The following is a 19,908-nucleotide window of genomic DNA, read 5'->3' on the forward strand; positions in this document are numbered from 1 at the left end:
TTCCCAAGCCCGAAGGCCTTCATCCCGAAGCGGGCTGCAAAGGTAGGAAGTTTTCCCCTCTCCGCAAGCGCTCGGCAAAACTTTTTTTTTTCTTTTCCCTTAGCACCCGGTCGGCGCGTCAGGCCCTCTCTGGAAGGGAGTGCAAAGGTAGGAAACTTTTCCCTTCCCGCAAGGGGCAGGCGAAACTTTTTTCCTTATCTGCCGTCTACACTAGGTTCATCCCCCTCCTGCCGAGCGGGACGCAAAGGTAGAAAACTTTCTCCGGAAAACAAGCGGCCGGGTGGGAGATTTCCCCTTGGCCCCGCCACCAGAGATGGCCCTAGTCCGCAGCAGCCTGAAAGAGAACCATATAGAGGACGAAGTGGTTCCCGAAGCCTCCTGAAAATTTTAGTTATTTTAGATTCCTACTGTCATCACAGCATCTGAATAAAGACAAAAAAAAAGAGGCTTACTGGTATAAGCCTCTTTCTAATCTGTATTGATCTATTTAGTCAATGTACTCTTTCTATCTGGTCCTACGCTTATGATGTTTACTCCCACGCCCAGCTCTTGTTCTAGGTAAGCAACATATTCAAGAACCGTGGAAGGTAATTCCTGATAGCTTTCATAGCTTCTTAACTCTTCACCCCAACCTTTCATGCTCTTATATATAGGAGTTATTTCAGTTTTTTCCATATCATGAGGCAGTTGATCTGTTATAGAACCATCTGGTAATTGATAGTGCGTACAGATCTGGATCTCGTCAAAACCATCTAACACATCTGCTTTCATCATGTTCAACTGGGTAACACCATTCAGCATGATGGCATATTTAAGGGTAGGTAAGTCTATCCAGCCGCAGCGACGGGGGCGACCAGTAGTGGATCCGAACTCTCTACCTGCCTGACGGATCTTCTCTCCTACCTCATCATGTAGCTCAGTTGGGAATGGCCCGCTACCCACTCGGGTACAATAAGCTTTGAAGATACCGTATACTTCTCCAATATGACGGGGCGCAATACCAAGACCGGTACAAGCGCCTGCCACTAATGTATTAGAAGAAGTCACAAATGGGTATGTTCCAAAGTCTATATCTAATAAAGAGCCTTGAGCACCTTCTGCTAAAATTTTCTTTCCGTCTTTGATCGCTTGGTTGATCATGTACTCAGAGTCTACCAAGGTAAAGGACCGCAAGAACTCTACTGCATTGAAAAAGTCTTCTTCCAGTGCTTCTATCTCTAGAGACTTCTGGTAAAACGAGGCAATTTTCTGGTGCTTCTCTACAATAGCCTCATATTTTTCTTTGAAGTCAGGCAGCAAAGTATCTCCTACACGTAAACCGCTGCGGCCAATTTTATCTTGGTAAGCGGGGCCTATCCCTTTCTGAGTAGAGCCAATCTTTGAAGTACCTAAGGCTTCCTCTGAGATTCTGTCCAGGCTTTTGTGGGATGGAAGAATTAACTGAGCCTTTTTGGAGATGAACAAGTTACGCGTTACCTCTACTCCCCTGGCGGCCAATTTCTCAACTTCTGTACAGAACACAATTGGGTCCAGCACTACGCCATTACCAATAATATTGGTGATATGTTCATGGAAGATACCAGAGGGAATCTGATGGAGCACGTGCTTGGTTCCTTCAAATTCTAAGGTGTGCCCGGCATTGGGACCACCCTGGAAACGGGCTACTACGTCATACTGAGGAGCAAGAACGTCTACGATCTTTCCTTTTCCTTCATCGCCCCACTGGAGGCCTACTAGAATGTCAACTGGCATTTACAATGATTCTTTAAGAAGCTGAACAGCATTGGCATCATCTTCCGCTATGGTGAAAATGGCGTTCAGTTTTGTAATGATTAATAATTTACGGATATGCTCAGAAGGATTGATCAAGACGAGCTCGCCTCCCCTGTTTCTGAATTTGGTTAAGAGCGAAACCAGAATACCTATGCCGGTACTGTTAATGAACCGCACATTGGAAAGGTCAACCGCTGAAAGTAGCATAGACTCATCAATAGTGCTGTTGGCCAGATCCATGAGACGCTGCGTTTCAGGGCCGCCAATCATGTCACCTTCCAACCTAATGATCAGAATGTTATTCTCTATGGTATGATCAATTTTCATGGATTGGTGCGTTTAACTTAGCTTGGCAATCGCCACAGATGCCGTACAAATTTAAGGAGTGGTGCAGAATATTAAAATTAAGCAACTCTCCTACCATAGTTTGGATGTTGTGGACCCGGGGGTCGCAGAACTCCACCACCTTATGACATTCTGTGCAGATCACGTGGTCATGCTGGCGGCGGCCGTATGATTTCTCGTACTGGGCAAGGTTGCGGCCAAACTGGTGTTTGCTCACCAAATCATTCTCAACCAGCAGGTCTAAGGTATTATAAACGGTGGCCCGGCTTACCTGATAGTTTTTATTCTTCATGCTGATGTAAAGAGACTCTACATCAAAATGGCCGGTGCGGGAATAAATCTCTTCTAAGATAGCATAGCGTTCCGGGGTCTTCCGGAGACCTTTGCTTTCCAGGTAGGCGGTGAAAATCTTCTTCACCTCCAAAAATTTTACTTCATCTAGTGCCATACGCCTTCTTCTGTTGCAAACTTAACAGTTTTAAACTGTAATGCTAAAACTCTTACCAACTCCCGAAGAGTTCAACGCAAGAACATGCGAGCTTCTAAGGTTCCATTTCCCTACTTAATCTAACCGCAGGAGCACCCAAACCAATAAAGGGAAATCTGATCAACAACATTCACAGCTGCACACAAAACAGACCTCTTGATTTTATATAAGGCTGTTTTAAGCCAGTTTTAGGAAAAAGAGCCGCTAAACGTAGATGACCTAACTCTCCCGGCCACTTTGTTGCATGTTTTTTGATATAATACAGCAATAGTCAATTAAGCTTCTGCGCATAAACAGTTTATCATTTTCTATTCAACATATTTTAATTTATCTACGATTTTCTATAACATAAATAGGGGTACACCTAAAAATGCTTGTCTAAGGAAGCAGGAATACAGTAAAGAATCGTTCAGAAAGGCCTTTCAGACATTCAACATTCTCTCCAGAGAGTTAACGCACTTTCATTAATAGCAAAGGCGTACCTCTACAGAGAGCCATTCCTTTTAATTTATCAAATCCATTTCGAACCATTGATTATGAAAAAGTCACCCCTTTTGAAGGACATCTGTGCGCTTACTTTTATCGCATTTATTAGCTTAACCTCACAAAGCGCCACTGCACAGACCGGTAAACCCGCGGCAAAAGCAGTAACTGCCGCCAAACCTGCCTCAACAGTTGCTGCCAAAACTCCGCCTGCCAAAGCAAAACCGGCAGTAAGTCAGAAAACAAGCGCTCAGTCTTCACTCGCCTCTGTCTCCCCAGTGATATCTGCCACAGAGAGTACCCTTGAAACACCTACAGTAACCCCCGTGGCTCCAACGGCAACAAAAAGAAAAACTTCGGCCGCTTTTGAAGGCGGAACCAACGTGGTGAATCTGGGAATAGGTTTGCTAGACAATCTTGATTTTGGCTATGGAAGCGGAGGAAGCACCTTAAAACCAATCACTATTTCTTATGATAGAGGTCTCACGGCAGAAGTTGGCCCCGGAACCATAGGAGTAGGCGGACTCATATCCTACGCGCACCGCAAGTGGGACGATGACCTGAAAGTTTCCTTTATGTATTTCGCCGCCAAAGGAACCTACCACTATGACCTGCTCCAAAACGACCAGATTGACACCTACGGTGGCTTAACCCTTGGGTACGCCAGAACCAGCGTTAAGTGGGACGAGGACACTATGCTGGGCGATTACGATGCCAGCGAAGGCGAAGTGAAGGTAGGGTTCCTGGTGGGTGCGCGTTACTTCTTCACTGAGCAATTTGGTGGTTTTATAGAGTTGGAAACTGGGCCCATGTCCCATTTGTCCTTGGGTTTAAGCACCAGATTCTAGATTAAGCATTTCGCGTTTAGGGGCTGTTTTTGGAAAAAGAGCCCCTAAACAGAAAACATATCTGTAAACATCTCAAACTAAAACAGGAGCGCCCGACCAACATTGGCCGGGCGCTCCTGTGTTGACAGTTCTCTGGGAAGACTAGGAATCAAACCTGTCTACGCTCAATACGCCGTTCACTCTCAATAACCGCTGAATCAGTTTTTCCAGCTGGGCAGTGTCGTTCACGAAAACCATCAGATGGCCTTCAAACACGCCGTCATGGGAGTCAATGGTGATGGAACGCATGTTTACTTTAAGCGAGGTGGAAATCACCTTGGTTACGTCGTTCACCAATCCTACGCGGTCGGTCCCCTTAATGGCGATACCCGCCAGGAAAGAAAGCTCCTGCTGCCCGGTCCATTTGGCCTTTACAATGCGGTGCCCGTAGTTAGACATCAGTTCCACCGCTTTGGGGCAAGTGGTGCGGTGAATGGTAATACCATGGTCCTCGGTCTGGAACCCGAACACATCATCGCCGGGGATAGGGTTGCAGCAATTGGCCAGTTCATAGTCAATTTTATCGGTGCTTCCGCCTATTACCAGCAGTTGCGAGTTCACACCGCGTATCTTCTCCAGCTCCTTGTCAAAGGAAGAGCCCCCCAACAACGATGCCGGGCGGTATTTTTCGCTCTGCGGATTGAAGATATACTCCTTGATTTCTTTCACATCCAGCAGATTCACCGCCAGCTTATAATAGAAGTCCTGCAAAGAAGGAGCGTTGAAGTAGGCCGCCAAACGGTTGAGGTTAGCCGGCGAAGCTTCTATGGACAATTGCTTCAGGCGCTCTTCCACCAGCTCCCTACCTTCCTCGGCCTTGCTTTTGCGTTCCTCCCGCAGAAAGTCCTTTATTTTAGAACGGGCCTTGGAGGTGGTCACAAACTTGAGCCACTCACCGGTTGGTTTTTGCTTCTGCGATGTGAGAATTTCCACCTGGTCGCCGTTGTGCAGCCTGAAGCTGAGCGGCACCAGTTTCTGGTTCACCTTGGCTCCCAGGCATTGGTATCCAATCTGGGTATGGATCTCAAAAGCGAAATCCAGGGCAGTGGCACGGTCTGGGAGAATGATCAATTCTCCTTTGGGGGTAAAGACAAACACCTCCTCCACAAACAGGTTGGTCCTGAACTCGTCCAGAAACTCAATGGCGTTGGTGTTGTTCACATCCAGCATGTCGCGCACTTTGTTGATCCAGTTGTCCAATCCAGATTCTGACGGCGCCGTGTTCCCGGTTTTATACTTCCAGTGGGCGGCGTAACCGCGTTCGGCAATGTCATCCATGCGCTTGGTGCGGATCTGCACTTCCACCCACTGCCCGGTCTTACTCATTACGGTGGTATGCAGCGCCTCATAGCCGTTGGCCTTGGGGGTACTGACCCAATCGCGCAGCCTATCTGGGTTGGGCTGGTAGAAATCCGTCACAATGGAGTAGACCCGCCAGCAGGCCGGTTTTTCCTGCTCGTACGGTACGTTCAGAATCACCCTGATGGCGAACAGGTCATAAATCTCCTCAAACGTGACGTTTTGCTTCTTCATCTTCTTGAGGATAGAGTAGATGGACTTAGGCCGTCCTTTCACCTCAAAATCAGTGAAGCCCTGCCGGCGCAGCTCTTCCTCAATAGGGCCAATAAAATCAGAGATAAACTTGTTGCGGGCGCTCTTGGTCTGCCTTATTTTATTGGAGATGAATTTATAGGTCTCGGTGTCTGTGTATTTCAGGTGCAGGTCTTCCAGCTCAGATTTGATGGCGTACAAACCCAAACGGTGGGCTAGTGGCGCGTACAGGTACATAGTCTCAGAGGCGATCTTGAGCTGTTTGTCGCGGGCCATGCTGCCCAGGGTCCGCATGTTGTGCAACCGGTCGGCCAGCTTGATCAGGATTACGCGCACGTCATCTGAGAGCGTGAGCAGCATTTTCCGGAAGTTCTCGGCCTGTTGGCTTGTACCATACTCAAAAACGCCGGAGATTTTGGTAAGCCCCTCAATAATCTTGGCCACCCGTGGCCCGAAGTCACGCTCAATATCGGCAATCTCCAGGTCTGTGTCTTCCACCACATCATGCAGCAGCGCGGCTACAATAGAAGTAGTACCCAAGCCTATTTCCTCCACGGCAATCTGGGCCACTGCCAGCGGGTGCAGAATGTAAGGTTCGCCGGACTTGCGGCGCATGTCTTTGTGGGCTTCCAGGGAAGTATTGAAAGCCTTCTTTATAATCTTGGCGTCATTGTCTTTCAGAAAAGGCTTGGCGTGGCGCAGCAGTTTTCTGTAGTGGCGCAGTATCTCTTTCCGTTCAGCTTCGTGGTCAATCATGCAGGTAAGTACATCAAAAAACGGGATAGGGCAAGCTCCGAGCCGTTTTCGGAAGATTTTTTATAAATTTCAACAAAAAAAACGAAAGAGAGTTGCATAAACAAAAAAGTGTTTGCTACATTTGCATCACCAAATACAAAAACACATTGATGCGGATGTGGCGAAATTGGTAGACGCACTAGACTTAGGATCTAGCGCTGCGAGGCATGGGGGTTCGAGTCCCTCCATCCGCACAAAAGTCAAACCCTCAATCCCAACCGGGGTTGGGGGTTTTTTCAATTAAACCGTAGCACAATTAAAACCTGATAGCTTTGAATATCACCCTGAATCAAACCGATGGCCAAAATGCCAGCCTAAAAGTTAGCCTGCAAGAGGCCGACTACGCTGCCCGTGTAGACGAGCAAATCAAAGAATACAGCAAGAAAGCCAATATCAAAGGTTTCCGCCCTGGTAAGGTTCCGGCTGGTTTGATCCGTAAAATGTACGGTAAAGGCATTCTGGTAGAATCTATCAACCAGATTCTGCAGGAATCTGTGAACAACTACATCAAAGACAACAAACTGCGCATTCTGGGCGAGCCGCTTCCAGACCGCCAGGATGAGAATTCCATTGACTGGGATACCCAGAAAGAGTTTGAGTTCAGCTACTCACTGGGCTTACTGCCAGAGTTTGAGCTGCCTTTGAACGAGGTGTCTGTGCAGAAGTATGACATTGAAGTAGACCAAACCACCGTTGATGACGCCTATGAGCAGATGCAGAAACAGTTTGGCACTACCACCAACCCAGAGGTTTCTGAGGCCAACGACTACCTGTACGGCGACCTGAAACAAGTGGAAGGCGAGTTTGAAACCAAAACCCTGCTTCCGTTGAACAAAGTGGTAGCCGGCGCAGACAAGTTTGTGGGCGTGAAACCAGGTGACACCATCACCTTTGACATCCGCGAAGCATTTGGCGACGATGCCGCTTTGGCGCACGTAACCGGCCTGAGCAAAGAAGTAACCAAAGACCTGAATGGCCAATTCACGTTCACGGTAGAGAAAATTAACCGCACTGAGAACGCCGAGATGAACCAGGAGTTCTTTGACAAAATCTTTGGACAAGGCAACGTGACTACCCAGGAAGAGTTTGACGCCAAAGTACGCGAGGTGATCAAAGAGAACTATGACCGTGAGTCCGTAAACGTACTGGACCGCGACGTGATTGACCAATTGGTGGAGAAATCTTCCATTGAGATCCCTAATGAGTTCTTCAAGCGTTGGTTAACCGTGACCAACGAAGGAAAAATCACCCCGGAGCAAATTGATGAGTTCTATGATCAATATGTGAAAGAACTGAAGTGGTCTATGATCCGCAACAAGGTGGTAGAAGAGAACGACATCAAAGTGAGCAACCAAGATGTAGTGAACAGCGCCCGCCAGAAAATGATGGCCCAGTTCAACATGCCAGAAGTGCCGGAAGAAATGGAAGAGACCTTCAATAACTTCCTGGACAACCACTTGAAGCAAAACAACGGCCGCAACTTCGTGAATGAGTACGAGGCCTTGGTAGCCGAGAAAGTGCTTGAGTTTGTGAAAGAGAAAATCACCATCACAGAAAACACCATCTCCGCTGAAGAATTCCGTAACAAAGTAGGTGCTTAATCGCCAGAAATGGTTATAAATGAAAAAGCCCTTAGCAGATGCTAAGGGCTTTTTCATTTATAACCATTTCTGGCGGGTATCACGTAGTGGGTAGCAGGTAGCAAGACTTTCAAAAGTTTGCTTCCCGCAGTTTTCCCGAAAACCTAGCGGGCGATACAAAATATCTCCTATCTTGAGACCTGATACACGATACTTGCTACCTTTCTCGGCCATAATGGCAGTAAATTTCTATTTTGCGTTTTTGGCCTGATTTTAGAAAAACACCCCAGAAACAGGTGAACACCGTTTGCCCTTCTGGTTATTCTTGTAACCAACGCGTTTCTTTTTAAGTTAAGGCATCTAAACAGAACCCTTATGTACACTAAAGACGAATTCAGAAAATTTGCCGTACAGGGCCTAGGCATGAGTGGCCTGGGCGTTGATCAATACCTCACCCATCTGGAGAGCACCACGCGCATGAACCCTACCAGCATGACGCGTTCCGTGATTGAGGAAAGACCTACCAACTTCCGCGAGATTGACGTTTTTTCCCGGTTAATGGTAGACCGCATCATTTTCCTGGGCACCCAGGTAGATGATTATATCGCTAACATCATCACGGCGCAGTTGCTGTTCCTGGAAAGCGTAGACGCTAAGAAAGACATCCTGCTGTACATCAACAGCCCGGGAGGCTCGGTATATGCCGGTTTGGGTATCTATGACACCATGCAGTACGTGCAGCCCGACGTAGCTACCATCTGTACTGGTTTGGCGGCTTCTATGGGAGCGGTATTGTTGTGCGGTGGTGCCAAAGACAAGCGCTCTGCCCTGCCACACGCTCGGGTTATGATTCACCAGCCTATGGGTGGTACCCAGGGACAGGCCTCAGACATTGAGATCACCGCGCGTGAAATCCTGAAGCTGAAGAAAGAGCTGTATGAGATCATCTCCAGCCACAGCGGCAAATCAGTGGAGCAGGTTGACAAAGACTCTGACCGTGACTACTGGATGATCGCGCAGGAAGCCAAAGAATATGGTCTGATTGACGAAGTTCTGACGCGTCATAAAGCATAATTTGCATTCCCTATCAACAAGAAAGCCCGCTCATGAGCGGGCTTTCTTGTTGATAGGGAATGCTGTTTTGGGCCTCTTTTCAGAAAAACGGCCCCTAAACAGGAAACTACAGCTTCAGCCTGATGCCGCGTTTGCCCAGTAACCACACAATAAACACCACCAGCAGCGCAAAGCCTAATGACTTCATCAGTCCCACCACTCCGGTTCTCAGGACCTCTGGCAGTTGAAACGCCAGGTAAGACACCAGGCCCAGGTGCAGGTACGGAATCAAATAGCAGGTGAGGGTACTGGTGCCGGCGGGTTTAATGATCGTATACCATTTCTTGATGCCTTTCACATCAGTCAGGTATACCATCGCGGCAAACCAAAGTAAGCTTATCGCGGCGCAGATGGCCGTCCAGGAAGGAGTAGCCCTGATTTTCGAGATTTCCCAGATGGGGCGCGTCATAAACCCGAAGGCCAGCAGCACCGCCGCTGCTACCAGCGCATAAACCCAGAAGGTACTTTGGTGGAGGGACCTCCGCTGGTAAAACCAGGTGGTTACGGCACCGGCCATGGTAAGCGTGGGCATGCACCCATCGCCCACAATCCAGATGTACTCTTTGACCTCTTCCAGTGGCTCTAACCAACCCAGGTGCGCGGCGCAGTTAAGCGCCAAAAAAAACAGCATTCCGCCCACCAAGGCTCCTATCTTTCCATCCGAGAACAGGCACACCAAACTGGAGAGCAGGTAAGCCCAGCCAATCATACCCAGAATGCCCCACCACTGCGGGCGCATCCAGACGGTGCCGTCAGCGGAGGTGCCTTTGTACAGAGCGGCCATCAGCAGTAACAAGAGCCCCCCCATGGTTTTGAGCACCGCCGGGTATTTCCGGGAAGGATCTTTGGGATAGTCCAGCCAGATCAGAAAAAAAGCTACCGTAATGAGAATGGTCCAGACCGGCCGGGGCAGCAGCGCCTCCGAGCTGTAATTGCCCAGGTTCACGTGGAAAAGCCCCATCACCAGCAAAGCCAACGACCGCAGCGCAATATGCCCGGCAATGGTTGCCGAAGAATCGCCTTTGCGCCGTCTACCCTGGATGGCCAACGGGATGGAAAGCCCCACAATAAAAAGAAAGGCTGGGAAAATGACATCGGAAAAGCCCATGCCGTCTTCCTGCGCCTGGGTGTGCAGGAGCCACTCCGGAATATCAATCAGCGTGCCCAGGTCATTGCAGAAAATCATGAGCACCATGATCACCGCCCTGAAGGCATCAATGGAGATTTGCCGCGCAGGTCCTAATGCAGATGCCTCTGCCTGTTCCCCTACGGCTGGGTTCACCGCCAACGTGGTTCCTGCCATGTTTTTTCTTTTTCCCTGAAGATACCTGTTTTAGCCTTATTTTCAGAAAAAGAGCCCCTAAACAGAAACCCGTTTCTTCTGAGGTAGGCCTTCCTCGCTCCTATTTTTTCTTTGCCTTTACCGGCTGCGCCGATTCATGCTCTTTCGCGGCCAGGAGATAGACCAAAGAAGCGGTACCATCCATGGTGGGCTCATTGGTGCTGTAGTCAGAGGCATCGTCATGGTACACGGCCAGGCGCGACTGGAACTCGGCGTATTCATCGGTTTCCCGCAAGCTCAACCCAATCAAGCTCCCGAAGATGCTTCCGTACACGGGTCCGTCCACTAACCCGCCGTCTAGCGGGTAATTGTGCAGCACCGTGAGGGAGGAATGCGGATCTACCGGGGTGTCACCGTGGGCGGGCAACCCATACACCATGCTGGTGCCCCAGGGATTAAGCCCGAACAGCCAGTCAAAACACGCCTGCTCCAGCGGGGCGTAGGACTGGTCGCCGCTGAGCTGGCGGTACAGGTAGCACTGGATGGCGAAGGAGGTGGTCAGGTTATTGGAGCACCAGATAAACGGAATGCCGTGGTAAAATGCGTTTCCTTTGGATTTCTGCCAAACCCGGTCTATGCCTTCTTTGTAATAACTGATGAGAGCGGCTTTTGAAGGGGCATCGGCTTTCTGGGCCAGCTCATAATGCCCGAAATTGTGGAAAGGATACCACTCATAATGATTGGCGGTATCGGCGCCCAGCCAAGGCGTCACTTTCTCCTGCTGCCCGTACTGAAAAGCCTGTTCAAAGTATTTCGGGTCATTGGTGAGTTGGTACAAAGCCGCGGCGCCTAATTGCATGTCATCCACCCAGTTGCCTTCGGCGTAGATGTAAGGTGCTTTCACTGATGCCGTCTGCCCCACTCCCGGTTTGGCCAACCCATAGGCATACGCCGAGAGGGAACGGGTACGGAACGTTTGAGCCAAGGCGGCATCTACGGGTTGGTATATCTGGGCAGCCAGGGCAAACGCGCTCGCAAACTTTCCGGCCGTTGAAGCGGTACCAGTGGCTTTGTTTTTGTATTTGCCTAACCCCTGGGGTTCTCCTGTTAAGAAATAGACGGGCCGGCCCGTGCCTTTCCCGAAACCGTAATCCACGGAATCTTTGGTGGGCAAGCGGTAACCGGCATGGTCGCGGTCATCGGCTATTTGGTTGAACATCCAGTCGGCGCGCGGGTGCATCTTCAGGAGCCAATCCAACCCCCATTTGGCTTCGTCCAGCACATCGGCCACGCCGTTCTGCCCTGCCAGGCCGTTGGCCGCATGTTGATCAGTGAATACCTTAGAGAAATCCCGGTAAGCGGCCAATAGATGATAGGTAGCATTTGCCGAGGTGGTGGAATATTGCAGGTAATCGCTGGCGTCATGCCAACCACCCGATACATCTAGCCGCGTGTGCTGGGGCATGGGTCCGTACACCGTATATCCGTCATGGGTGTGGCAGGAGTCTTTGAGGTACGGGTTGAAGTTGCTCCGCTGTTGCCGCAGGTAGCGTAACGCAAAATCAGCGGCTCCTTTATAGGCTTCCGTTGAGATCCTGAATTCAGGGGAGCGCACCTGCCCTACCCGTAGATAATAGTTACCCGGAGTGGAGAAATCTGAAAAATCTAGCCGGTAGGTTTGCGTGAACGGCCCGTAGGCGCCAAAGCTTTTGCCAGCTTTCTTTTTCAAAACTGCTTTCCCGCTTTTGGCCTCTACCAATTCAAAGCGGTTGATCTTCAAATCTGCGTTTTTGGTAGCCCACACGGCCACTTTCACGCCGGCGGGCGCGTACCCCATCTGGTTGATTCTGATCCAGGCCGGGGTAGCGGGTTGGGCCTGTAATTGGAAGGCAAACAGCCATAATAAGGAGAGGAACAAATAAGGCTGGCATTTTTTCATAGCGCGGAAAGATTTGGGGTAAGAATCTGTTACCCCAAACATACCTTCCCCTATCTACCTGTACAACAATTTAACCCCTTTTCTCCTGGACTGCTCCTCCTGGCATCTTCTTCACCACAAGATGGTTCCAGGTTGCCACCTTAGGGAAGCTATGCCGCCTTTACTGGGCTTCTCTCTAATTTTTTTTCCGGCAGAAGTTTAAGGACATCTCCTGGCAGATGCATTTGCAGCGTGTTCTATCTCAAGCAGATACAATATCCTCTATATTTTATAATCCACTCGTAAACAGACAGTTCCTAGAGTCTCTGCCATGGTTGGCGAAAAAATATTTTGGCGTAGTGGCTAACCAATTTTGTAACTTTGCCGTAGCGGCTTCAACTTAGAGGCCAACAAGTATATTCCCACTCTCGGTTTATGGCAGAAATTACGTGCTCCTTTTGCGGAAAAAACAAAAAAGAGGTGTCTGTGATGATCTCAGGCATCAATGCGCACATTTGTGAGCGCTGCATTGGGCAGGCGCAACAGATTTTAAATGAGGAGAATAGGTTACGTGCCACCAACCGTGCACCTAAATTCAATCTGATCAAACCGCGGGAGATGAAAACCTACCTAGATCAGTTTGTGGTGGGTCAGGACGAAGCGAAGAAGGTGATGTCTGTGGCGGTGTACAACCATTACAAGCGTCTCATGCAAAAGCCTAAAACCGATGACGTGGTGATTGAGAAATCCAACATCATCATGGTGGGCGAAACCGGTACCGGAAAAACCTTTTTGGCCCGTATGCTGGCCGGTGTCTTGCAAGTGCCTTTCTGTATAGCCGATGCTACTGTTTTGACGGAAGCTGGTTACGTGGGCGAAGACGTGGAAAGTATTTTGACCCGCCTGCTGCAAGCCGCCGACTACAACGTGGAAGCGGCTGAGCGCGGCATCGTGTATATTGACGAGATTGACAAAATAGCCCGCAAAAGCGACAACCCTTCCATCACCCGTGACGTGAGCGGCGAAGGCGTGCAGCAGGCGTTGCTGAAACTTTTGGAAGGAACGTCAGTGAACGTGCCCCCGCAAGGCGGACGCAAGCACCCGGAGCAGAAAATGATTTCGGTGAACACCGAGAACATTCTTTTCATCTGCGGAGGCGCCTTTGTGGGCATTGACCGCCTGATTAAGAGCCGCCTGAACACCAAGCCCATTGGCTTCTCCTCTACCAACCTGGAAGAAAAATTAGATACAGATAATTTCCTGCGCTACATCACGTCGCAAGATCTAAAATCCTTTGGCCTGATCCCTGAGTTGATTGGCCGTCTGCCCGTGGTGACGCACCTGAACCCACTGGACAATGAAACTCTCCGCCTGATTCTCACGGAGCCGAAAAACTCTTTGGTAAAACAGTACAAGCGCCTGTTTGAGATGGAAAACATCAACCTGGAATTTGCCGACGACACCCTGGAGTACATCGTGGAGAAAGCCGCCGAATACAAACTGGGCGCCCGAGGCCTCCGTTCTATCTGCGAAGGCATCATGACAGACGCCATGTTTGACTTACCATCAGATGAGCAGGAAGGTTCTACTGATCTGGTGATTACTCTGGATTACGCCCGGGAGAAATTTGAGAAGTCTTCCATCAAGAAATTGAAAGTAGCTTAGCTAATTTTCCAGGATAAACTAAAAGCAGAAGGCCTCCCTTACACTTAGTAAGGGAGGCCTTCTGCTTTTAGGAACTTTCCGTTTAGCGGCTATTTTTTCAAAATAAGTGCTAAACTGCTTTCTGTAATGATTGGCTGGTGGCAGGTGCGGCTTTTTCTTCCCGCAGGTACTGCACCATCAGTTTGGCGGCGGTCTCAGACGTGTTGAAATCCCCAATCAGTTCGCGTACCCGTTTGTACCCATCCAGTTGGGCGGTGCGCCCTGCTGGGTTCTGTAAAATGTTCTTCAGCTCTTTCACCAGATTCTGCGCGTTCATATCGCCTTGGATCAATTCCGGTACTACTTTTTTGCCGGCAATCAGGTTTACCAGGGAAATAAACGGCACTTTGATCACGGCGCGGCCAATCCAGTAAGAAACGGCGCTGGTTCTGTAGCAAACCACCTGCGGTACATTGAACATGGCTGTCTCCAAGGTAGCGGTACCAGAAGTCACCAAAGCGGCATCGGCGTTGGCCAGAATATCATACGTTTGGTCGTAGACAATCTTGATGAACGGCTTGCGGTTGAAATGCTCATAGTACTCTCTGGAGAAATTGCTCACCGCGGCCACCACAAACTGGTAATCCTGGAAAGGCGGCAAAATACTGAGCATGATGTAGAGAATGTTCTCTATTTCCTGCTGGCGGCTGCCCGGTAATACGGCAATAATGGGCCGGTCATCCAGTTCATTGTCTTCCCTGAAATTTGGGTTGGAAACGTGCGCCGCCACCGCATCTGACACCGGGTTGCCCACGTAGTCGGTCTTGTAATCAAATTTCTGGTAAAAGTCTTTCTCAAACGGCATGATGACGAACATCTTGTCTACCAACTGTTTGATAGTGTGCACCCGGCCCTGGTTCCAGGCCCAGATCTTTGGCGAAATGTAATAGAAGACTTTTAAACCGTTGGCTTTGGCAAACTTGGCAATACGCAGGTTAAAACCGGCATAGTCTACCAGAATGACCACATCTGGTTTGAAAGCCATAAGGTCTGTCTGGCACTCGTTCAGAAAGCGTTTTATTTTGAAGAGATTCTTGGCCGCCTCCAGAAACCCCATAAAGGCCATTTCCTGATAGTGCTTCACCAGCTCTGCTCCCGCCGCTTCCATCATGTCGCCACCCCAGCAGCGGATTTGGGCCTCAGGGTCCTGCACATGCAGTTGCTTGATCAGGTTAGAGGCGTGCAGATCTCCGGATCGTTCTCCGGCAATAATGTAATACTTCATTGAATGGATCTGAATAGGTACAGGGCTCTGACAATGAAAGCCAATCAGTATTCACTCCAACAATGTTTGTGCCAGAACGAATATAATTCACTGATATTGCCTTACTTAACTAAATTATTTCCTGTGATCCTATCCTTTTAAGGGTTGAGGTGTGCTATTCGCCAAAATATTCCACAAAGTTACGGGGAGTCTCGTACAGCTTCAGGCTGTGTAGTTGCGCACTGGATATACGAGGAATCTGGGGGGCCAGGATGTTCCAAAACTCCATGACCAGGTTTTCTGTGCTGGCCAGTTTCCCTTCCATAAAGGGAACATCCAGGTTGAGGTTCTTGTGGTCTACCTTATTGATGATGTGCTCCCGAATGAGCGTGCTCAGCTTCTTTAAATCAATCACGAATCCTGTTTCAGGATCTGGCTTTCCCTTCACCGTTACTATCAGTTCATAGTTGTGCCCATGCCAATTGGTGTTGGCGCATGGCCCGAAGACTTCCTTGTTCTTCGACAGCGACCAATTGGGGTTATGCAGCTTGTGGGCCGCATTGAAATGCTCTAATCTGCTTACGTATACCATTAACTGAATCGGTAATTCTTTCTTCGCAGCAAATATACGAAGAAAGGCACACCAAAGAACGATGTTACTACACCTATTGGCAGACCGGCGGGCGGATAAATGAGTCTGGAAATCAAATCGCAAACCACCAGGAACAGCCCGCCGGTGAGGGCGCAGGCCAACAGGTTAAACCGGTTGGTGGCGCCTAAAAGCGCTCGCGTGATGTGCGGCACCATTAACCCCACAAACCCCACCGGGCCTGAGAACGCCACCGCAAAACCCGTGACCAAAGACACCGCCACCAGCATGCCCCAACGCAACTTTCCTACATTCACTCCTAAAGTACCGGCCCGTTCAGGACCCAGCAGCAACACGCTCAAATGCCGTTGCAGAAAGAAAAAGAGGAAGAGCCCCACCCCCAAAGCCGTGGCCGGATAACCCAGCGTTGCCCAATCTGCCTTCTCAAAGCCACCCATGCTCCAGAACACCACTGACTTCAGTTGGCTGTCTGACTCTGACAGAAACATGATGAGGCTTACCAGCGCCGTGAGCAAAGAACTAAGCGCCACACCGGCTAACAGCATCTGGCTGGGAATCAACTGCCCGCGGCGAGAGCCCAACAGCACCACTACCAGCGTGACCACAAAAGAACCCACCAGCGCGAAGAACGGAGGCAGGTACAAGCCCATGAACGTAAGGTCCGCGAAAAGGAAAAAACTGGTGGAAGCCCCCAGAGAGGCTCCTGAGGCAGTACCTAACAGATAAGGATCTGCCAGAGCGTTGTTCACCAGCGCCTGCATGAGGTACCCGGAGAACGCCAGCGAGGCACCGGTCAAAAACGCGAGCAACAGCCGGGGCAGCCGCAGGTGCAGAATGCTATAATGCGCGGGATTGGCAGGATCATAGGCGAAAAGCGCCTCCCCTACAGTCTCATAGGACGTATTCAGGCTCCCCACGCGCAGCCCCAGCAGAAAGAACAGAGCCAGGAGCACCAGCAGCAACAGTAAAACTAACCAGCTCTTTCTCACCTGAGCAGGGCTTTAAGTTCGGCTACGCTTTCCACCACCCGCGGGCTGGTACGGGACATCAGGTTATCGGTGACCGAATAGATTCGTTTCTGTTGGTAGGCTTTGATGCGCCTAAGCTCAGGGTAAAGGGTGAAGAACGTTTTCTCAAACTCCTCAAAGGTACCGCCTACCAGCACATCTGGGTTTATCTTTAGAATGTATTCACGGGTGAGGGCGGGAGACTGCTGGGCAAACACTTCGGGCACGGCATTGTCTGCGCCAATGTAGCGCAGCTTATCTGTGAAGATGGTGTTGCGGCCAAACACGTAGATAGGGTCTTTCCAAATAATGGCCAACACTTTAGGGCGCTCCCGCTGCTGGGCGGTGTCAGAAGAAAGTGCCTGGAGCTTTTGGGTTAAGGAATCTACCAGGTTGCGGGCCTGCTCTTCGCGCTTGAGCAGTTTGCCCAGGTCACGGAGACCACGAAGCACATCAGAAACGCTGTCATAGGCCTGGAAATAGACGGGGATACCCATTTTCTGCACCTGGGCGGCCACCTCAGCGGAGATGATGCCTTCGGTGGCAAACACTACCTGAGGCTTAAGAAACAGCAGGCGCTCATAGTCCATGGGGTAGTTGTTCACCACCGGTTTGGAGAGCACGGCATTAGGGTAATCACAGTGCTGGGTACGTCCCACAATGGTGCCGGTGTCTGCCACGGCGTAGAGCATTTCGGTCATGGAGGCGTCCAGTCCCATAATGCGCGTGGGCTGCACGGGCAGGGTCACCTTTCGGCCCAGATCATCGGTAACGGTATGGACAGCGGCATCAGTCGCCGGGACAGCCGTTTTTTTGGCCTCGCAGCCGAAGAGCAACAAGGGCACACACAAAACGAGCAGCAGGCGCCACAGGGAAAGAAGACCGTAAAATTTCACAGCAAAGGCTTTATTCATAGCGTACGCCAAAGATACGGGATTTGCCCGAAGCGAACGCCCTCCCCTCCTGCGCTGGTTTAGGCCAGTTTTAGGAAAAAGAGCCGCTAAACAGAAACCTACTCTGCCCCGCTTTGGGTTTAGCGGCTCTTTTTCTGAAATCAGCGCCAAACCAGAAAACCGGCTCAGGGCGGCGGGACGGTCATCGGCGAAGCCGTCTCTGCAAAACTTTCGTACCTTTGGAGACCAGTGCCCAGAACTTAAACCAGATTTGTATGATAGTAGTAACCGGAGCGGCCGGCTTTATTGCCAGTTGCCTTGTTTCCCGGCTCAACGCTGCCAATTTCAATGACATAGTGGTGGTAGACAATTTCTCCGTGTCTAAAAAACTGCCCAACATAGAAGGCAAAAAGATAAAAGAGTTTGTAGACCGCCATGACTTCTTCACGTGGCTGGACAAGAATTACGAAGAGGTGGAATTCATCTTCCACCTGGGAGCCCGCACCGATACCACCGAAACCAACCGTGAGGTACTCAACCTGCTCAACCTGGACTACTCCAAAAACGTCTGGAACGCCTGCTGCGAGTATCAGATTCCGCTGGTGTATGCCTCGTCTGCCGCCACGTACGGATCAGGCACTTTGGGCTATGACGATGACGAATCGCTCATCCATCTGCTGCGGCCGTTGAACGCCTACGGCGATTCTAAAAACGAATTTGACCAGTGGGCGCTGGAGCAGACCGCCAAGCCCTTCTTCTGGGTGGGGCTTAAGTTCTTCAACGTGTACGGGCCCAATGAGTACCACAAAGGCAGAATGGCCTCCGTGGTGATGCACGCCTTCAACTCCATCCAGGACACAGGCCGCCTCACGCTGTTCCGCTCGCACAACCCAGACTACGAAGACGGCAAACAGATGCGCGATTTCGTGTATGTGAAAGACGTGGTGGAAGTGCTGTTCTGGCTCATGCACCACCGCAAGGACTCGGGCATTTACAACCTGGGCAGCGGCGAGGCCCGAACTTTCCTGGACCTGGCGTTCAATACCTTCACCGCCATGGGCCATGACATCAACATTGATTTCAAAGACACCCCAGAAGACATCAGGGATAAATACCAGTACTACACCCAGGCCAATATGGCCAAACTGCGCGGCATTGGGTATGACAAACCCTTCCATACCTTGGAAGAAGGCATACAGGACTACGTGCAGAATTACCTCATGCGCGGAGCGTATTACTAATCTTAAAACAGCAGAGCCGGCCTTAGCGCCGGCTCTGCTGTTTTAAGGCTGATTTTGAAAAAAGAGCCGCTAAACAGGTCCCATCTGTACCGGTACAACCACCAGCGCGCCTGCTTTCGTATTACTACGTAAACTTCAGAATTAACCCGTAATCTGTTTAGCCTCCAGAACTCCTATGCCCTACAACATCGTAGACAACGACATGAGTGCAGCAGCGTCATCTGATTCTTTGGCCATGCCCAATGACATACACATTGCAACCTGGGAAGAACTGCAGCGCGAACTCTTCCGGGATTCCTGGGACGATAAACTGAACCGTTACCGCTCGCCCTACGTCTTCAGGGGGTTATGGAACAAGGGGTATAACCTCAAGACCAGCCTCATGCGCATTGGCGGCGATTTCCCCAAGCTGGAACCCCACCTGCTCCGCAACTTCAGGAAGTACTCCCGCGGCTCCACCGAAGTGGGCGAATCTATCTGGAACTGGCTGGCGGTAGCCCAGCACCACGGCCTGCCCACCCGCCTCATGGACTGGACCTACTCGCCCTACGTGGCGCTGCACTTTGCCACCGCAGACCTCAGCAATTTCCATGAAGACGGCGTGATCTGGTGCGTGAACTACGTAAAGTCTACCGAGCACCTGCCCAAGAAACTCCAGACCGTGATCAAGAAGGAGGGCTCTAATGTGTTCACCCCCGAGGTGCTGGAGCCGGTGGCTACTTCACTCAGCAGCCTGAGCGAGTTCCAGGAAAAACCGTTTGTGCTGTTCATGGAACCACCGTCCCTAGATGAGCGCATTGTGCACCAGTACGCGCTGTTCTCCATGATGTCTACCCCGGAAGCCATGCTGTGCGAATGGCTAACAGAACACCCAGACCTGTATTTCCGGCTCATCATTCCGGCCAAACTGAAATGGGAAATCAGAGACAAACTGGACCAGGCCAACATCACGGAACGGGTCCTTTTCCCCGGCCTCAGCGGCATCAGCGCCTGGCTCAAACGCCACTACACCACCACGTAATTAATTGAGAATTG

Annotated in this window: 16 protein-coding genes and 1 tRNA gene; 7 read left to right on the forward strand and 10 right to left on the reverse strand. The window is 50.4% G+C overall.

Annotated features, from left to right (window positions below; all coding sequences use genetic code 11):
• Positions 1-483 precede the first annotated feature (483 nt).
• From EFA69_RS07300 to EFA69_RS07310, 3 genes are read right to left on the reverse strand one after another with little or no spacing between them, the layout of a single operon-like run.
• Positions 484-1,752, reverse strand: a complete 1,269-nt coding sequence (locus tag EFA69_RS07300) for an adenylosuccinate synthase (RefSeq protein ID WP_123132453.1) — start codon at positions 1,750-1,752, stop codon at positions 484-486.
• Positions 1,753-2,100, reverse strand: coding sequence for an STAS domain-containing protein (locus tag EFA69_RS07305; RefSeq protein ID WP_123132454.1), 348 nt, complete (start codon positions 2,098-2,100; stop codon positions 1,753-1,755).
• Positions 2,090-2,566 (reverse strand): Fur family transcriptional regulator, encoded by a 477-nt coding sequence (locus tag EFA69_RS07310; protein WP_123132455.1) that lies wholly within the window; start codon positions 2,564-2,566, stop codon positions 2,090-2,092. Before EFA69_RS07310 ends, EFA69_RS07305 begins: the two co-directional genes overlap by 11 nt.
• A 575-nt stretch (positions 2,567-3,141) precedes the next feature.
• Between EFA69_RS07310 and EFA69_RS07315 the strand changes: the two genes are divergently transcribed.
• Positions 3,142-3,936, forward strand: a complete 795-nt coding sequence (locus EFA69_RS07315; RefSeq protein WP_148041293.1) for a RodZ family helix-turn-helix domain-containing protein — start codon at positions 3,142-3,144, stop codon at positions 3,934-3,936.
• Positions 3,937-4,077: 141 nt separating this feature from the next.
• Here the strand turns inward: EFA69_RS07315 and EFA69_RS07320 are convergent, their stop codons facing one another.
• Positions 4,078-6,282: a RelA/SpoT family protein gene (locus EFA69_RS07320; RefSeq protein ID WP_123132457.1), complete on the reverse strand. Its 2,205-nt coding sequence runs from the start codon at positions 6,280-6,282 to the stop codon at positions 4,078-4,080.
• 151 nt (positions 6,283-6,433) lie between these two features.
• Between EFA69_RS07320 and EFA69_RS07325 the strand changes: the two genes are divergently transcribed.
• The 3 genes from EFA69_RS07325 to EFA69_RS07335 all read left to right on the forward strand — a co-directional run bounded on the left by EFA69_RS07325 (position 6,434) and on the right by EFA69_RS07335 (position 8,975).
• Positions 6,434-6,515, forward strand: a tRNA-Leu gene (locus EFA69_RS07325).
• 78 nt (positions 6,516-6,593) lie between these two features.
• Positions 6,594-7,922 (forward strand): trigger factor, encoded by a 1,329-nt coding sequence (gene tig, locus EFA69_RS07330; RefSeq protein ID WP_123132458.1) that lies wholly within the window; start codon positions 6,594-6,596, stop codon positions 7,920-7,922.
• Positions 7,923-8,276: 354 nt separating this feature from the next.
• Positions 8,277-8,975 (forward strand): ClpP family protease, encoded by a 699-nt coding sequence (locus tag EFA69_RS07335; protein ID WP_123132459.1) that lies wholly within the window; start codon positions 8,277-8,279, stop codon positions 8,973-8,975.
• A gap of 106 nt (positions 8,976-9,081) precedes the next feature.
• On the opposite strand, the gene EFA69_RS07340 is transcribed toward EFA69_RS07335, so the two are convergent.
• Together EFA69_RS07340 and EFA69_RS07345 are read right to left on the reverse strand one after the other, a co-directional pair.
• On the reverse strand, positions 9,082-10,317 hold the full coding sequence (locus tag EFA69_RS07340; protein WP_123132460.1) for a DUF5009 domain-containing protein: 1,236 nt from the start codon (positions 10,315-10,317) through the stop codon (positions 9,082-9,084).
• Between the two features lie 100 nt (positions 10,318-10,417).
• A complete protein-coding gene (locus tag EFA69_RS07345; RefSeq protein ID WP_123133410.1) occupies positions 10,418-12,235 on the reverse strand; it encodes a glycoside hydrolase family 9 protein in 1,818 nt (605 codons plus the stop codon).
• Positions 12,236-12,649: 414 nt separating this feature from the next.
• Here EFA69_RS07345 and clpX point away from each other — a divergent pair, with 414 nt between their 5' ends.
• Positions 12,650-13,879 (forward strand): ATP-dependent Clp protease ATP-binding subunit ClpX, encoded by a 1,230-nt coding sequence (clpX, locus tag EFA69_RS07350; protein WP_123132461.1) that lies wholly within the window; start codon positions 12,650-12,652, stop codon positions 13,877-13,879.
• A 109-nt stretch (positions 13,880-13,988) separates the two neighbouring features.
• Here clpX and lpxB read toward each other — a convergent pair whose 3' ends face one another.
• The 4 genes from lpxB to EFA69_RS07370 all read right to left on the reverse strand — a co-directional run bounded on the left by lpxB (position 13,989) and on the right by EFA69_RS07370 (position 17,653).
• Complete coding sequence (gene lpxB, locus EFA69_RS07355) at positions 13,989-15,143, reverse strand: lipid-A-disaccharide synthase (protein WP_123132462.1); 1,155 nt, start codon at positions 15,141-15,143, stop codon at positions 13,989-13,991.
• A 154-nt stretch (positions 15,144-15,297) separates the two neighbouring features.
• Positions 15,298-15,714, reverse strand: coding sequence for a 6-pyruvoyl trahydropterin synthase family protein (locus EFA69_RS07360; protein ID WP_123132463.1), 417 nt, complete (start codon positions 15,712-15,714; stop codon positions 15,298-15,300).
• Complete coding sequence (locus EFA69_RS07365; RefSeq protein WP_123132464.1) at positions 15,714-16,721, reverse strand: FecCD family ABC transporter permease; 1,008 nt, start codon at positions 16,719-16,721, stop codon at positions 15,714-15,716. Before EFA69_RS07365 ends, EFA69_RS07360 begins: the two co-directional genes overlap by 1 nt.
• On the reverse strand, positions 16,718-17,653 hold the full coding sequence (locus EFA69_RS07370) for an ABC transporter substrate-binding protein (protein WP_123132465.1): 936 nt from the start codon (positions 17,651-17,653) through the stop codon (positions 16,718-16,720). The genes EFA69_RS07365 and EFA69_RS07370 overlap by 4 nt, the downstream gene beginning before the upstream one ends.
• Positions 17,654-17,907: 254 nt before the next feature.
• On the opposite strand from EFA69_RS07370, the gene rfaD reads away from it, so the two are divergent.
• Positions 17,908-18,873, forward strand: coding sequence for an ADP-glyceromanno-heptose 6-epimerase (gene rfaD, locus EFA69_RS07375; protein WP_123133411.1), 966 nt, complete (start codon positions 17,908-17,910; stop codon positions 18,871-18,873).
• 175 nt (positions 18,874-19,048) lie between these two features.
• Positions 19,049-19,894 carry an FRG domain-containing protein gene (locus EFA69_RS07380; RefSeq protein ID WP_245964516.1) on the forward strand — a complete coding sequence of 282 codons (846 nt, stop codon included), beginning with the start codon at positions 19,049-19,051 and terminating at the stop codon, positions 19,892-19,894.
• Positions 19,895-19,908 lie beyond the last annotated feature (14 nt).

The organism is Rufibacter immobilis (assembly GCF_003721565.1).
Lineage (GTDB): Bacteria > Bacteroidota > Bacteroidia > Cytophagales > Hymenobacteraceae > Nibribacter > Nibribacter immobilis.

Bases quoted from the DNA above. Each gene is read 5' to 3' on its own strand.
- EFA69_RS07315 (WP_148041293.1), top strand. From the start codon at position 3,142: ATGAAAAAGTCACCCCTTTTGAAGGACATCTGTGCGCTTACTTTTATC.
- EFA69_RS07300 (WP_123132453.1), bottom strand. From the start codon at position 1,752: ATGCCAGTTGACATTCTAGTAGGCCTCCAGTGGGGCGATGAAGGAAAA.
- EFA69_RS07360 (WP_123132463.1), bottom strand. From the start codon at position 15,714: ATGGTATACGTAAGCAGATTAGAGCATTTCAATGCGGCCCACAAGCTG.
- EFA69_RS07310 (WP_123132455.1), bottom strand. From the start codon at position 2,566: ATGGCACTAGATGAAGTAAAATTTTTGGAGGTGAAGAAGATTTTCACC.
- clpX (WP_123132461.1), top strand. From the start codon at position 12,650: ATGGCAGAAATTACGTGCTCCTTTTGCGGAAAAAACAAAAAAGAGGTG.
- EFA69_RS07340 (WP_123132460.1), bottom strand. From the start codon at position 10,317: ATGGCAGGAACCACGTTGGCGGTGAACCCAGCCGTAGGGGAACAGGCA.
- lpxB (WP_123132462.1), bottom strand. From the start codon at position 15,143: ATGAAGTATTACATTATTGCCGGAGAACGATCCGGAGATCTGCACGCC.
- EFA69_RS07345 (WP_123133410.1), bottom strand. From the start codon at position 12,235: ATGAAAAAATGCCAGCCTTATTTGTTCCTCTCCTTATTATGGCTGTTT.
- EFA69_RS07305 (WP_123132454.1), bottom strand. From the start codon at position 2,100: ATGAAAATTGATCATACCATAGAGAATAACATTCTGATCATTAGGTTG.
- EFA69_RS07335 (WP_123132459.1), top strand. From the start codon at position 8,277: ATGTACACTAAAGACGAATTCAGAAAATTTGCCGTACAGGGCCTAGGC.
- rfaD (WP_123133411.1), top strand. From the start codon at position 17,908: ATGATAGTAGTAACCGGAGCGGCCGGCTTTATTGCCAGTTGCCTTGTT.
- EFA69_RS07370 (WP_123132465.1), bottom strand. From the start codon at position 17,653: ATGAATAAAGCCTTTGCTGTGAAATTTTACGGTCTTCTTTCCCTGTGG.
- EFA69_RS07380 (WP_245964516.1), top strand. From the start codon at position 19,049: ATGCCCTACAACATCGTAGACAACGACATGAGTGCAGCAGCGTCATCT.
- EFA69_RS07320 (WP_123132457.1), bottom strand. From the start codon at position 6,282: ATGATTGACCACGAAGCTGAACGGAAAGAGATACTGCGCCACTACAGA.